General features: G+C 33.9%; 9 protein-coding genes and 3 tRNA genes. 7 read left to right on the forward strand and 5 right to left on the reverse strand.

From position 1 onward, the window contains the following. Nucleotides 1–85 precede the first annotated feature (85 nt). The 3 genes from eno (at nt 86) to CCPUN_RS03610 (ending at nt 5,364) form a co-directional block, all read left to right on the forward strand. Nucleotides 86–1,387, forward strand: coding sequence for a phosphopyruvate hydratase (gene eno, locus CCPUN_RS03600; RefSeq protein WP_133282220.1), 1,302 nt, complete (start codon nt 86–88; stop codon nt 1,385–1,387). A gap of 438 nt (nt 1,388–1,825) precedes the next feature. Beyond that, entirely contained in the window at nt 1,826–3,613 is a 1,788-nt protein-coding gene (locus tag CCPUN_RS03605; RefSeq protein WP_133282221.1) for an ankyrin repeat domain-containing protein, read from the forward strand. Between the two features lie 305 nt (nt 3,614–3,918). Next, complete coding sequence (locus CCPUN_RS03610) at nt 3,919–5,364, forward strand: ankyrin repeat domain-containing protein (RefSeq protein ID WP_165941938.1); 1,446 nt, start codon at nt 3,919–3,921, stop codon at nt 5,362–5,364. A 124-nt stretch (nt 5,365–5,488) separates the two neighbouring features. Here CCPUN_RS03610 and rpsJ read toward each other — a convergent pair whose 3' ends face one another. The 5 genes from rpsJ to CCPUN_RS03635 form a co-directional block, all read right to left on the reverse strand. Continuing rightward, the gene (rpsJ, locus tag CCPUN_RS03615) at nt 5,489–5,794 is read right to left on the reverse strand and encodes a 30S ribosomal protein S10 (RefSeq protein ID WP_133282223.1); all 306 of its coding nucleotides are present in this window, start codon (nt 5,792–5,794) and stop codon (nt 5,489–5,491) included. Nucleotides 5,795–5,823: 29 nt separating this feature from the next. Next, the gene (gene fusA, locus CCPUN_RS03620; protein WP_133282224.1) at nt 5,824–7,968 is read right to left on the reverse strand and encodes an elongation factor G; all 2,145 of its coding nucleotides are present in this window, start codon (nt 7,966–7,968) and stop codon (nt 5,824–5,826) included. A 1-nt stretch (nt 7,969) separates the two neighbouring features. Further along, entirely contained in the window at nt 7,970–8,440 is a 471-nt protein-coding gene (gene rpsG / locus CCPUN_RS03625) for a 30S ribosomal protein S7 (protein WP_133282225.1), read from the reverse strand. A 136-nt stretch (nt 8,441–8,576) separates the two neighbouring features. Then, nucleotides 8,577–8,954: a 30S ribosomal protein S12 gene (gene rpsL, locus CCPUN_RS03630; RefSeq protein WP_133282226.1), complete on the reverse strand. Its 378-nt coding sequence runs from the start codon at nt 8,952–8,954 to the stop codon at nt 8,577–8,579. Between the two features lie 203 nt (nt 8,955–9,157). Further along, nucleotides 9,158–9,862, reverse strand: coding sequence for a ComF family protein (locus CCPUN_RS03635; protein WP_133282227.1), 705 nt, complete (start codon nt 9,860–9,862; stop codon nt 9,158–9,160). A gap of 191 nt (nt 9,863–10,053) precedes the next feature. On the opposite strand from CCPUN_RS03635, the gene CCPUN_RS03640 reads away from it, so the two are divergent. The 4 genes from CCPUN_RS03640 to CCPUN_RS03655 all read left to right on the forward strand — a co-directional run bounded on the left by CCPUN_RS03640 (nt 10,054) and on the right by CCPUN_RS03655 (nt 11,979). Beyond that, nucleotides 10,054–10,142 (forward strand) — tRNA-Ser (locus tag CCPUN_RS03640). Between the two features lie 19 nt (nt 10,143–10,161). Next, nucleotides 10,162–10,236: transfer RNA gene (locus CCPUN_RS03645), tRNA-Pro, on the forward strand. A gap of 154 nt (nt 10,237–10,390) precedes the next feature. Further along, a tRNA-Arg gene (locus tag CCPUN_RS03650) sits at nt 10,391–10,463 on the forward strand. Between the two features lie 259 nt (nt 10,464–10,722). Next, nucleotides 10,723–11,979 carry an ankyrin repeat domain-containing protein gene (locus CCPUN_RS03655; RefSeq protein ID WP_133282228.1) on the forward strand — a complete coding sequence of 419 codons (1,257 nt, stop codon included), beginning with the start codon at nt 10,723–10,725 and terminating at the stop codon, nt 11,977–11,979. Nucleotides 11,980–12,364: the final 385 nt, after the last annotated feature.

The raw sequence follows: 12,364 nt of genomic DNA on the forward strand, positions 1-12,364 counted from the left end.
GCAATCATGATAGTCATTGATAGCATAAATAAAGGTAACGCTTGGGCTAAGTAAAATCATATATTTGTACCACCACCAATTTTTTATGTCCAAAATTCATTCTATTACTGCACATGAGATTTTGGATTCACGTGGAAATCCAACGATAGAAACAGAAATACAATTGGTCTCAGGAATAAAATCAAGAGCAAGTGTCCCCTCAGGGGCCTCTACAGGCTCTTTAGAAGTAGTTGAGCTAAGAGATTCGGATCCCCATCGTTACCATGGCAAAGGTGTTTTAAAGGCCGTGGAACATATTCATACAACCATTAACAGTCATTTAGTTGGAAAAGAAGTCAGTGAACAATCTTTTTTGGATGGGCTAATGATACAACTTGATGGCTCCCCAAATAAAGCAAACTTAGGAGGCAATACGATCTTATCTGTTTCTTTGGCCATTGCTAAGGCTGCTGCTTTAGTCCGTCAGCAAACATTGTATCAATATTTTTCTGATCTATTATCTTACAAACCAGATGAAAAATTTGTTATGCCCGTGCCTATGATGAATATCCTTAATGGGGGAGCACATGCAGATAATAATATCGATATACAGGAGTTTATGATCCTACCCATAGGCTTTGATTCTTTTAAAGAAGCCTTACGTTCTGGCGTAGAAATTTTCCATACTTTAAAGGGATATCTTAAACAAAAAGGATTGAATACAAATGTTGGTGATGAGGGAGGATTCGCACCAGATTTAAGTTCCAATGAAAAGGCCATTGAGTATCTCTTAGAGGCTACCATTCGAGCGGGATATACGCCTGGAAAAGATATTTACATTGGCTTAGATGTTGCAAGCAATGAACTGTATAAAAACAACAATTATTACTTAGAGGGTAAGCCATTACATCGAGAGACATGGGTGAATTATTGGGAATATTTGGTTCATACATATCCAATTATCAGCATAGAAGATGGCATGGCAGAAGCTGATTATGATGGCTGGTTGCAGCTTACCCAAAGGTTAGGTAGACGTGTACAATTGGTCGGTGATGATCTGTTTGTTACAAACAAAAAATTATTACAAAAAGGCATAGATCAGCAATGGGCTAATGCATTGCTTGTAAAACCGAATCAGATTGGAACACTCACCGAAACACTAGAAGCGATTATTGGTGCCAAAAATGGGAACTATGCTTCTATTATCTCTCATCGATCGGGAGAAACAGAAGATACGACCATTGCTGATTTGGCTGTTGGGACACGTGTTGGACAGATTAAAACAGGTGCACCTTGTCGTACAGATCGCGTAGCTAAATACAATCGACTACTGCAGATTGAATCGGAATTGCAAAATAATGTATTTTATGCGGGGAGTCATGCTTTTTCTAGATTTTTAGTTGACTAACAATCCTATGATTGAACAGCGTAACATGTAATCTATTCTCAATCAAATCATCATTGCATTAGGGAACGTTCGATAATCATCATTTAACTGCCACAAACAGTGCTATTAGACTAAATCCTAACGCATACAATTTTCCCCTGGGTCTTTATATCCCTAATATCCCTATATCTTGCATAGCATCAGATCCCCTTGCTCCTTAGTGGTTTTGCACAAATAGCAAACTACCGAATGTAACATGAATTTTGCCTTCTTACCACAAATGTAATTTTGTGCTTTTTTTTAATACAAAAATTACCTATTATAAATGTATAAGCAAAAGCAGTTTTTAATACTTAGTCTAATAACTATTTCTTTGTGTATGCAATCATAATCAATCGATTATGATTTTTTTGGGATTGCATTTTTTTATTTTTTTGTTCAAACTAAACCATTTGTAATATGCTCAATCATTACTCTTTTGCTAAAAAGAAAAGATCTGTTTTCTATACCATAATGGTCTTATTATTATATATGGCGTATAGTAGCAATACTGGTTGTACAGAACACATATCAACTTCAAGAACAAGACAAATCAATGATACCATAACTAATAAAAACAACCTTCCCAATTTACAAAAAAAATCTAGCTCAACGCAAAGTTTAGAGAATAAAAATTCAACTGAAGAAATTAGTAACCCCCCATTACCCGATCTAGTTAGTGGATTGGATATAAATAAACGCAAGCGTACTAATTCGGATGGAGGAACTAATAAAATACCATCTGAAAAAGTTAAAGAATCATTAGAAAGTGATGAATATCCTTTACATACAGCAATTCTTAAAAAGGACTATACAACAGTTAAAAAATTATTGAAAAATCAAGCTGTTCTAAATGAAAAAGACAAAGATGGTAACACTCCACTGCATATAGCAGTTAAGCACAATCAACTTAATACAGTTCAACTACTATTAGACAAGAAGGCTGATCCACTTTACGAAAATGACAAAAACCAAACACCTTTGGATTTGGCAGTTATACATGATCGTTGTGATATAGTCATACACTTAACACAAGTTATCAAAAATAAATCTAAGCAACTTGGAGCTGACCTAAAAACAATATTTAATAAGACAATTGATAACGATAATAAAGATACACTTTTACATTACATCATTCGTAATGATAAATTGAACATTGTTCAACTGCTATTAACAAATGATACGGATCCAAATAAAAAAGACAAAGATGGTAACACTCCACTGCATATAGCAGTTAAAGAAAATAAATTTGATATAATTAAACTACTATTAAAAAATAGTGATGATTTACTTATTAAAAACGACCTACAACAAACTACTTTGGATTTGGCAGTTATAGCTGATTATGAAAGTATATTCATAAAACTAATACAGTTTTTTATCAAAAATAAATCTAAACAAGGTGGAGCTAATCTAAATAAAACAGAAATAAATAAAAAAATAGGTGATGAAGAGAATACGCTTTTACATTATATAGTTTGTAAGAAAAATGATAAGACAAATGAAATAGTTCAATGGCTATTAGAACAAGGGGCTTATCCAAATATACAAAATAAGTGCGGATATGTTCCCCTGCATTATGTAATTAATGACGATAATTGGAAATTATATGACCTACTATTACAGCATAATGCTCATCTAGATATCGAAAATGAGCTTCAACAAACGCCTTTGGATTTGTTAGATCTAAAGAAGCAGTATGATAAAATCATAGATTTAATAAATGATCAAACTATTTCAAATATAAAAGATATAAATATGAGAATAGGTAATAAAAAAATTACTCTTTTGCATTATGCAGTTGATAAAAATAAATATGCAGAAACTGAACTACTATTAGGCAAAAAAGCTGACCTAAATATACAAGATGAGAAAGGATATACTCCTCTGCACTATGCAATTAATAAAAATTATTATGATATAGTTAAATTATTATTAGATAAAGAGGCTAAACACAATATACCAAATCAGAATAAATATATTCCTCTGCATTATGCAATTAGTAAAAAATATTATGACATAGCTAAATTACTATTAAAAAAAGCATATAGATTAACAAAGGGATCTGATAAGAAGGATTTTATAGCGAAAGTTCCTCATAAGTGCGAAACTTGGAACATTCTTTTTAAAGATAGAGCATCACTAAGAGGAAGCCTTTTAGAGAAGTTCCTGTTGAGCACCCAATGTAATACATGTGAACCGAATTAATCATCCGTTTTACATTTCTAGACTAGATTTTATCTAGCTTTCAAGTTAATTGGATGTATCTAAATCTTAATATAGCATATGAAATATTTTTGTGTTTTTAATAAAAAAATTACCTATTATAAATGTATAAGTAAAATCAGTTTTTAATACTTATTTTAACAGGTATTTATTTGTATCTATTCATCATAATCAATTGATTTCGCTTTTTATGATTGACATTTTCTTAACCTTTTTAATTTATTAGTGTAATATATATGTACAGTTATCATCCTTTTTTTAAAAAAATCAGATTTTCTTTCTATGTCATGATAGTCTTATTGTATATTATGAGCAGTAGTAAGCATAGTTGTACAAGACAATATCAACTTGATAATGGAGACATTATCAAAGTAGCAATACAAAAAAAAGATGAAAACAATTTACTTAGCGGAAAGCAAACTCCGTCTGTAGTCCAGCCTAACCAATCTAATGTAAGTAAACAAACAATCAGTAATGGTAATGAAAAAGTTCCCCTGTTACGTAATATAATACAAACTAGTCAATTTGTTGAAGTTGAGAATAAAGAAGGGAAAATAGCACCCAACATAATTGGCGAAAATATCTTCACTACTAATAAAGATACAGAAGTAAAATCTTCATCACCCAATGTAGTCCATGAGACTATAAATAAAACTGATGAAGATGAAAAAGTGACCCCGTTACTCGGTAATGAAAATAATTTTACTCAACTCAAAATAGATGAAAATGAAAATACTCTGTTACACGATACAACAGATCAAAATAATAATGAAAATACTCAACCCAAAACAGATGAAAATGAAAATACTCTGTTACACGATACAACGGATCAAAATAATAATGAAAATGAGCATTCACTGCCGTTACACGATGCAGCTATAGAAGGTAATCTTAAAAAAGTTAAAGCATTATTAGCAAACAACGAAAATATAAATATACAAAATGAATTGGGACAAACGCTTCTGCATTTGGCTATTCAATATGGTCATTGCGATATAGCAAAAGTCCTAATAACAAACTATGGAGCGAACTGTGGAAAACAAGATAATGATAAAAATACTCCTTTACATTATGTATTCATTAATAATGATAAAAAAGATGATGGTGAAATAGCTGAACTCGTTAAAGTACTATTAGACGCCCAGCCAAATATAATAAATATACAGAATCACCTTGGCACAACGGCTCTGCATTTAGCAGCTGAGTATGGCCTTCTTGAGGTAGCCAAAATATTAAAAAACTATCATGCTCTTCTAGAAAATACAGATCATGCAGGAAATACCCCTTGCCATTATGCATTTTATGCATATTATGAGAATAAGAATGATAAGAATAAGGAGATAATAGATCTGCTATTAGATAATAATAATTCAAATGTAAAAAACAAGGCTGGAATTACCCTTCTGCATTTAGCAGCTGCATTTGGCCTTTTAGAAATAACAAAAAGGCTAATAGAATATAGAGTTGATAGACATGCAATAGATAATGACCATAATACAGCGCTTGATTATGCAATTGATTCAGGTAATCAAGATATAATTAATTTACTATCAGAAAAAGAAGCTGATTTAAATATAAAAAATCAAGATGTATACACCTCTGAAAATTTATTGAAGCAACAAAAAGAAAATAAAAAGGCAAAAAAAATAGTCAAAAAAATAACAGAAATGTTCAAAAAAATAATAAGCAACCCCAAGCAGAAAATTGCTACGACTCAAACAACAGAATTATAGCAACAAAACACAAAGAAGTAATAAACCAAGCAAAGCCTTAACAGAAAGGAGGTCAACGTAGAAGATCTTACAGTTTTCCATAAGCGCCTGGAGATATCCCCAGGCGACTGGATTAAAATACTTTTTAAACTTTAATCTCAACTTCCACACCACTGGGCAGTTCTAATTTCATCAATGCATCTACCGCCTTTGAACTATTAGAATAAATATCTATCAGCCTTTTATAGGTACAAAGTTGAAACTGTTCCCGTGACTTCTTGTTCACATGAGGAGAACGGAGCACGGTATATACCTCTTTTCTGCATGGAAGAGGTATAGGACCATTTACTACTGTCCTAGTAGCTTTTACAGCCTTAACAATACTTTCGGCCGATTTGTCTAAAAGCGTAGCATCAAACGATTTAAGTTTGATTCGGATTTTTTGATTCATATTATATTAGTGCAATAATTACAAATAAATTATACGGTTATACCTTTTGCTTTGTTGATAATACCTTCTGATAAGTTTCTAGGAACCGGTTCATAATGAGAAAAAGTCAACGAAGCGGAAGCCCTCCCTGAGGTAATGGTTCGTAAATCTGTAACATATCCAAATAGCTCTGCCAATGGTATGTCTGCCTTAATAATTTGTGCACCAGCTTTGCTATTCATACCCTTCATAATACCTCTTCTTCTATTAAGATCTCCCGTTACAGGTCCTGTAAACTCATCTGGCGTAACTACCTCTACAGCCATAATCGGTTCCAAAAGCACGGGAGAAGCTTTTTGAGCTGCTGCCCTAAATCCAGCTCTGGCGGCAAGTTCAAAAGATAAAGAATCGGAGTCAACGTCATGGTAAGAACCATGAACAACTTTTACACGCATAGATTCTACAGGATAGCTCGCCAAAGGACCATTATGCATAGCTGCAGCAAATCCTTTTTGAATAGCTGGAATAAATTCTTTCGGAATAACACCACCTACTATCTTATTAACAAATTCCAATCCTGGCTTATCAGGTTCTCCTTCTACCTTTTCTTTAGGCCCTATTTCAAAAACGATATCTGCAAACTTACCTCTACCACCGGTCTGTTTTTTATAAACCTCTTTGTGTTCTACCGTAGATGTAAGTGCCTCTTTATAGGCTACTTGCGGTGCACCTTGATTGATTTCAAGTTTGAATTCACGTTTGAGTCGATCAATAATAATCTCTAAATGGAGCTCTCCCATCCCTTTAAGGATCGTTTGACCTGTTTCAGGATTGGTTTCCATACGCAAAGTTGGGTCTTCCTCTATCAACTTTGAAATAGATGTCGTTAGCTTATCTTGATCTGCTTGTTTTTTAGGTTCAATCGAATAACCAATAACAGGTTCTGGAAATGTAATAGCTTCCAAAATGGCTTTATGTTTTTCACTGGTTAATGTATCACCTGTTCTAATTTCTTTAAAACCTACCACAGCACAAATGTCTCCTGCCTTTACAGAATCAATAGGATTTTGTTTATTGGCATGCATTTGCATCAACCTGGAAATACGTTCTTTTTTCTCTGTTCTATTGTTATAGACATAGGAACCGGCGTCTAATGCACCAGCATATACACGTAAAAAGGCAATTCTACCTACAAATGGATCTGTAGCAATTTTAAAAGCAAGTGCTGTAAAAGGATCAGTTTCTTCTGATCGTAGCAATGAAGTTTCCTCCGTATCTGGATGCACACATTCCACTGGGGGTAAATCCAACGGAGACGGAAGGTACGTACATACGGCATCTAACAATGCTTGAACACCCTTATTTTTAAAAGCTGAGCCACAAAGTACGGGAGAAAAAGAAAGATCAATAACAGCCTTACGAACAGCTACCCTAATTTCATCGGCAGTAATCGAATTTGGATCATCAAAGAACTTTTCCATTAAGCCCTCATCATAAGAGGCTACACTTTCAATAAGTTTTTGTCTCCATTCTTCTACCGTTTCCACTAGATCATCTGGAATAGATACCACTTGATAGGTCATACCCAAGTCATCTTCATTCCAAACTATTGCCTCATTCGTAATAAGATCCACGACTCCCTTAAATGAGGTTTCACTTCCAATAGGGATTTGTAAGGGAACAGGATTGGCTCCTAACTTTTCTTTAATTTCGTGCAGTGCATTAAAGAAGTTGGCTCCCGCTCTATCCATTTTATTTACAAAACAAATGCGAGGTACTCGGTATTTATCCGCTTGACGCCACACGGTTTCAGATTGTGGTTCTACGCCTGAAACGGCACAAAACAAAGCAACAGCCCCATCTAAAACACGCAAAGAGCGCTCTACTTCAACGGTAAAATCTACGTGACCAGGTGTATCAATAATGTTGACTTTATAAGTTTTTGTATGGTTATCTGCCTTGCCTTGTATGGTAGGATATTTCCAAAATGTGGTAGTCGCAGCAGAAGTAATCGTAATGCCCCTTTCTTGCTCTTGCTCCATCCAGTCCATAACAGCCCCCCCTTCATGCACCTCACCTATTTTATGTGTTAGACCTGTGTAGTACAAGATGCGTTCGGTTGTTGTCGTCTTACCGGCATCAATATGGGCCATAATGCCTATGTTCCGTAAAAGCCCTAGTTCACTTCTTGCCATTTTATTTCAGATTAAAATGTGAAAAGGCCTTATTGGAACTAGCCATTTTATGGGTATCAACTTTACGTTTAAAGGCAGATCCCTCCTCATTGGAAGCTGCAATAATCTCATTGGTAAGTCGCTCTTTCATGGTCTTTTCGCCACGATCCCTTGCAGAAGAAATCAACCACTTCATACCCAGAAAAACCCTTCTATCTGGCCTTATTTCAACGGGTACTTGCAGTGTAGCACCTCCAACACGTCGACGCTTGACGCCTAAAGCAGGCATTACATTGTTCAATGCCTTACGCCAAATTTCTAAACCATCTTCTTTTGTTTTATCGGATACTAACTCAATGGTATCATAAAAAATGCTAAACGCAAGACTTTTTTTTCCATCTCGCATTAATCCATTTACAAATCTAGTTACAAGTGGATCTCCATATTTATAGTCTGGCGATAATTCTCTTTTCGTGGCTCTTTTTCTTCTCATTTTATTTTTTAAACTGAAACTAAACTTTTTGCAGCAACTTTAAGCTACATTTTATTTAAATAACGTTAATATGAAACATAACTTTTAAGTCCTCTACAATTAGGATAGATATTATCTAGGTGGAGACCAAAGTAGCTTACTTCTTTTTAGGTCTTTTTGCTCCATATACAGACCTGCCTTGGCGTCTTCCACCAACACCTGCAGTATCTAGTACACCACGTATAACGCGGTAACGAATACCAGATAAATCTTTAACACCTCCTCCTCTAACAAGAACGATAGAGTGTTCTTGTAGATTATGACCTTCTCCAGGAATATAAACGTTTACCTCTTTACCCGTTGTAAGACGCACCCTTGCCACTTTCTTCATAGAAGAGTTTGGTTTTCTTGGTTTCATAGTGTATACCTTTGTACACACGCCCCTACGTTGTGGGCATGAGGAAAGGGCTGGAGATTTTGATACAGAAGAACTTTTTTTTCTTCCTTTTTTTACCAACTGTTGAATCGTTAACATGTACTAGTTATAATTTTTATTTTGAATATAGGGCTTGTAAAGTTACAAAACTTGTATATTTTTAGCAAAGTTCCTTCGTGGATTCGTAAAAAACGGAAATCTACAAGTCGAAAAATACGCATTAATATTGATTATTTCAACTATAACATATTATTTCATTTAAAAAAATAGATCCTCCCACAAAAAAATGGCAGTCAAAGGGCCTATTCTTCCACAACAGCTATGGTAGCAATGCTTATTTTAGCAACTCCCTGTGTTAAAAATTCTTTTGTACAAGATGCCAATGTAGCTCCTGTTGTGAGAATATCATCCACCAATAATAGATGTTTATCCGCTATTAGATCTGGCTGGGTTACGGCAAAGGCATTCTGAAGATTTATGATGCGCGCTTCTTTGGTCTTTTTTGTCTGGGAAGGGGTATTACGAACCCGCTCTACACATGATACATATAAAGGAAGGTTTAATGACTCAGCAAGTCCTTTTGCAAAAAGGACACTTTGATTATACCCCCTTGTCATTAACCTCTTTGGATGTAAAGGGATGGGCACTATACCGTCTATAGCACTAGCAATAGATGTGTGGCATAGCATATTGCCATATTGTTGCCCAAATATTTCACCAATTTTAGGTTGATTTTTATATTTCATTGCAAAAAGTGCTCGTTCTAGAAGACTGTTTTTTCGTAGTTTATAAAGGGAAAGACCATATGCTATGGTGGTTTTATCTATAAGCCTACGGACAGTCTCATTTTCTACAGCGTTATGGGGATCTGTTTCTGGAAATGAACTAAAACAGGTGGTACAAATCTGTATTTCTCCTTGAACAAGTTTCGTATCACAACATACACATATAGGAGGAAAAAGGAAATCTAATAATCCAGTCATTAATGACTTCATTGTTTGTAACATACAGGTCCAGTTTAATCAATTGCTACTTGTGTCTATCACCATTCAAATTTACTAAAATTATCCATGGCGTATTATTTTAATGATGTCCTGAAAACATATGAATAGATTTCTGGACTATATGATAAAATATTTTACATTTCCGTTATTTTGTATTAGCTTTGCAGTAAGTCTTTCTTTTTGGAAATGGTTTAGGATGGGTGGGTGAGTGGCTGAAACCAGCAGTTTGCTAAACTGCCGTATGGATTACTCTGTACCGGGGGTTCGAATCCCCCCCTATCCGCTCGGATTCTGAATGTATGCGGGGCGTAGCGTAGCTCGGTTATCGCGTCTGCTTTGGGAGCAGAAGGTCGCAGGTTCGAATCCTGCCGCCCCGACAGCTATAATGCGCTAAAGTGGGAATATATGTCAATGAAATATGTGTCCTGCAATGGCGTAGATGAATGATCTAAAAATAGAATCTTTTTAGAAAAATATCCTCCTTCCATTAAAATGTATTTAAGAAGGTAAAAATTATAGCAATGTCTATTTGGTTCCGTAGCTCAATGGATAGAGCAACTGCCTTCTAAGCAGTAGGTTGAAGGTTCGAGTCCTTCCGGGACCACTTTATTAAAAAGGGAAGCATTAAATTCGACCTACTTCAACCCTTTTACTTAGTTTTATTCCAACTCCTATCAACAAATATAGAACTAAAAAGTCTGTTTCGAGAAAAGTCTATTTTAGATCATATAAAATCCTGCTTTTTTGCAAAAAATCCATTATACCATACTTCAAAACTGACTAACTAGGTGTAATTTTTTGTTTTAATTAGGCATACTTATGTAATTTTATGGCTTACATTAAAAATTAAAATTTAACATTTTATGACTAATAATAATTACTTATTGAACTTAAATAGAAAAAGTTTTAGCATTGTAGTAATAACTATTATGATCAGATTATTACCTGTACTGCACAGTAGTTGTAGCACACAAACAAAGTGCATATGTGAAGGAATAGATACGCCAAATTCAAGTTGTGAACAAACCAATACTAAAAATCATGAAACTTGGCTTCATATTGCAGTTAGAAAAAGAAAACTAATTTTAATTAAATTAATATTGAAATTTATTGGTAATAAAGCAAATAAAGTAGATAGCTATGGTCGCTCTGCGCTGCATGTAGCAATGGATATAAATTTTTTAGAAGCACTCAAGCCATTGATGGAAAATAAGAGAATTAATGCAAATTTACAAGATATCGATGGAAATACGCCACTGCATTTGGGAATAATAAAAGGTCATACAGATACTGTAAACACATTATTAAAGCTATTAGAGGATAATAACAGCAATGTGAATATACAAAATAACGATGACAATACGCCACTACATTTGGCCATAATAGAAGGTTATACAGACACCATAAACACATTATTAAAGCTATTAGGGGATAATAACGGTAATGTAAATATGCAAAATAATGATGGAAATACGCCACTACATTTGGCCATAATAGAAGGTTATACAGACACCATAAACACATTATTAAAGCTATTAGAGGATAATAATGATAATGTGAATATGCAAAATAATGATGGAAATACGCCACTGCATTTGGCAGCGCATCATGGTTCCTTGGAAGCAGTCAAACTGTTGCTGAAAAGAAAAACGGATACAAATTTACAAGATATCAATGGCAATACTGCCCTTCATTCGGTAATAGAAAATGGTTGTGAAGGAACAATTAGTAATGAGCTCTTTAAAGAAATAATATATGAACTATTATTATCTAAAGTTGATATAGAAAAACAAAATAATGATGGCAATACTGCGATACATTTAGCCATAAGAGGAGGGCATACAAGCATCATTAACACATTATTAATGCGACTAAAGAAAAAAAAGAATGCTATAAACATAAAAAATAACGATGGCAATACTCCGCTGCATTTAGCCATACAACTGAAGTATGTAGATGCAATTCGTCAATTATTATTTATTCCTGATATAGACTTGTCCATAAAAAATGCTTCTGGTTTAAGTTATATGCAGTTTGCACAAGAAACAAAGGATAAAGAAATTATTGATATGTTAGAAAATTGGGTGGTGGTACAAATATATGATGGAATAAGTATTTGATCTTGAGTGTATTTTATGTCGTTTAATAAGAAGTGGTTAATTTTTTTTAAGCAAACACATTACAGAAAGCTATTCTGAATACCTCACTAACATAGATATAGTAAATAATGGCTTTAACAAAGACAAAAAATAGAATTATTTATGCAAAAAAATCAATAAAATATTCATTATCAAAACAAAAATATAAAATCTAGTTTGAGTAATTTAGTATCATATATTTGTACCACCACCGAAAATTGCAGGGGCTTCTGAAGAGATTGTGTAAATAACAGGACTTTCGCAAAGTAGTGAATAATTGATATTTTTAGTGAATAATTGATATTTTTGTAGTTATAGTTACTAACTTCAAATTATTGTACTCAACGATGAAAGTTACTACGCAACT

The sequence above is a fragment of the Cardinium endosymbiont of Culicoides punctatus genome (assembly GCF_004354815.1).
Taxonomy (GTDB): Bacteria; Bacteroidota; Bacteroidia; order Cytophagales; family Amoebophilaceae; genus Cardinium.

What these genes read in the sequence shown, in the direction of transcription:
- eno (WP_133282220.1), top strand. Translation starts at nt 86, where the DNA reads ATGTCCAAAATTCATTCTATTACTGCACATGAGATTTTGGATTCACGT.
- CCPUN_RS03605 (WP_133282221.1), top strand. Translation starts at nt 1,826, where the DNA reads ATGCTCAATCATTACTCTTTTGCTAAAAAGAAAAGATCTGTTTTCTAT.
- CCPUN_RS03610 (WP_165941938.1), top strand. Translation starts at nt 3,919, where the DNA reads ATGATAGTCTTATTGTATATTATGAGCAGTAGTAAGCATAGTTGTACA.
- rpsJ (WP_133282223.1), bottom strand. Translation starts at nt 5,794, where the DNA reads ATGAATCAAAAAATCCGAATCAAACTTAAATCGTTTGATGCTACGCTT.
- fusA (WP_133282224.1), bottom strand. Translation starts at nt 7,968, where the DNA reads ATGGCAAGAAGTGAACTAGGGCTTTTACGGAACATAGGCATTATGGCC.
- rpsG (WP_133282225.1), bottom strand. Translation starts at nt 8,440, where the DNA reads ATGAGAAGAAAAAGAGCCACGAAAAGAGAATTATCGCCAGACTATAAA.
- rpsL (WP_133282226.1), bottom strand. Translation starts at nt 8,954, where the DNA reads ATGTTAACGATTCAACAGTTGGTAAAAAAAGGAAGAAAAAAAAGTTCT.
- CCPUN_RS03635 (WP_133282227.1), bottom strand. Translation starts at nt 9,862, where the DNA reads ATGTTACAAACAATGAAGTCATTAATGACTGGATTATTAGATTTCCTT.
- CCPUN_RS03655 (WP_133282228.1), top strand. Translation starts at nt 10,723, where the DNA reads ATGACTAATAATAATTACTTATTGAACTTAAATAGAAAAAGTTTTAGC.